The organism is Bradyrhizobium sp. PRIMUS42 (assembly GCF_023006515.1).
Lineage (GTDB): Bacteria > Pseudomonadota > Alphaproteobacteria > Rhizobiales > Xanthobacteraceae > Bradyrhizobium.
Map to the genome: position 1 here is coordinate 1 of NZ_JALBGZ010001550.1, position 507 is coordinate 507.

The window sequence follows — 507 nt, forward strand, 5'->3', positions numbered from 1 at the left end:
CGCTGTCGCAATCGCTCGATACCGTCGGCCCGCTCGCACGGACCGCCGAGGACTGCGCGCTGCTGCTGGCGCTGATGGCCGGTGCGGACCCCGCGGATTCGACCTGCAGCCATGAGCCGCTGTCGGACTATGTCGCTGCGACCAAGGGCTCGCTGAAGGGCCTCAAGATCGGCGTGCCCGCGTCCTTCTATGTCGACGATCTCGACAGCGAGGTGGCGCGCGTGCTGGACGAGACCATCGCGGTGCTGAAGCGCGAGGGCGCCGACATTGTGACGGTCGAGCTGCCGGACCAGCGGCAATTGTCCTCTGCGAGCCAGCTCGTGCTCGCCGCCGAAGCTGCCGCCTTCCACAAGCGCTGGATGATCGAGCGTCCGCAGGATTATGGCCCGCAGGTCCTGATGCGGCTTCAGAACGGTCTCACCGTTCCCGCCATCACCTATCTGGAGGCGATGCGCTGGCGCGGCCCGGCACTCGCCGCACACAGCGCGGCCACCGCCGGCGTCGATG

At 68.4% G+C, this 507-nt stretch carries 1 protein-coding gene; it reads left to right on the forward strand.

Annotation, left to right across the window (positions count from 1 at the left end):
* Nucleotides 1-507, forward strand: a 507-nt coding sequence (locus MOV75_RS41580) for an amidase family protein (RefSeq protein WP_247008693.1), incomplete at both ends; no start/stop codon positions are given.